At 53.6% G+C, this 1,449-nt stretch carries 1 protein-coding gene; it reads right to left on the reverse strand.

All coding sequences use genetic code 11. The annotated features are described in order from the left end of the window. On the reverse strand, nucleotides 1-1,210 hold a 1,210-nt coding region (gene istA, locus J8X26_RS27400; protein WP_208952658.1), incomplete at its 3' end, for an IS21 family transposase. Nucleotides 1,211-1,449 lie beyond the last annotated feature (239 nt).

The raw sequence follows: 1,449 nt of genomic DNA on the forward strand, positions 1-1,449 counted from the left end.
GGTGGCGGTGGCGTTCCGGCATGTGCTCTGCGGTCGTGCTGTTCCCCGGATGAAGGCGCCGCGGGTGACTGGCGATCATTCGCCCTCCCACCCAGACCTCAAGCAGGTTGTCGAAGGCATGCAACTCAACTGTGTGCCCAACGTATTGATGGGGAACCGAGTAATGGTGCTGCTCATACTCAACGTGGTAATCGATGTTCACTTTCGCTTTCTTTATATGCCGGTAGCGCCATGGATGTACCGGCAGCGGGCGAAGCGCGGGCCTGTCCAGCCTTATAAAAGCCTCCCTGCGATTGCCAGGAAGTTTTTTGAACGGGCGCTCGTTGAGATCTGCTACCAGCGTACGGATACAGTGGTTTAGCTCCGACAGCGAGAAGAAGACCTGGTGGCGCAGCCGGGCCAGGATCCAGCGTTCAACGATCTGCACACCAACCTCCGCTTTGGGTTTGTCCCTGGGTTTTCGGGGACGAGCGGGTATGACAGCAACCTGATAGTGTTCCGCCAGTTGTTGGTAGGAGGGATTAAGTTCGGGATCGTAACGGCAGGCCTTGTTTACCGCGCTTTTCAGATTATCCGGAACCAGGATCTCAGGAGCCCCGCCGAAGAACTCCAACATCCGGACATGACTGAGAAGCCAGTCCTGCAGCGTCTGCGTATAGGTGGCTTCAGCGAAGGTGTAGTTCGATGCGCCCAGTACGGCCACAAAGATCTGGGCCTGCCGGCATTCACCCGTTTCCGGTGAGATAACCGGCACAGTAGGCCCACAGTAGTCGATAAAACATTTTTCACCGGCAAGATGTTGCTGACGCATGGAGCGCTTCTGCAACTTGCACCACGCCTGATACCGGTAGCAGAACTGCGAGTAGCTGTATGCCCGTACTGGCATCCGCTGACAATATTCCTCCCATAGAAGATGCCGAGTCACCCCTTTCTTACGCAGCTCCATATGGATTTCAGCCCACGCAGGATCTTCCAGCTCGCCGGGCCGGTTATCGGACTCAGGATACAGCAGACTGGCGAGTCGGGATTCCGACATTCCTTCAGGAAGGGGCCAGGAGATCCCCGTTGTCTCGAGGCGTTTGAGCATTTTCTGGATAGCACCAATGCTGACATCGGTGGTCAGGCTGATCTGGCGGAAAGAGAGTCCGACCTCAAAACGTAGTCTTAAAGTTTCACGAATTTTACGCATATTGATTCTCTTGTTCGGCATATCTCTCTCCACGGTTTTAAAGAGAAAGAGATAGCAGCAAAAATCAATGCGTTAAGAAAAATTCTGGTGATGTGAACGGCGATTCCGGTGAGATGAACACCGATTCTGGCAAAATGAACAGTGATTCTGGTCATGATGCAAAATCGTGGTATTTTCCGCCGGAATACGCGTTCACGTTAAACCAGAATCTGCGTTCACGTTCCACCAGAATGACTGTTCACGATCGGCCAGAATACGCA

Origin of the sequence: Rahnella sp. ChDrAdgB13 (assembly GCF_017655185.1) — a bacterium.
Classification (GTDB): Bacteria; Pseudomonadota; Gammaproteobacteria; order Enterobacterales; family Enterobacteriaceae; genus Rahnella; species Rahnella contaminans.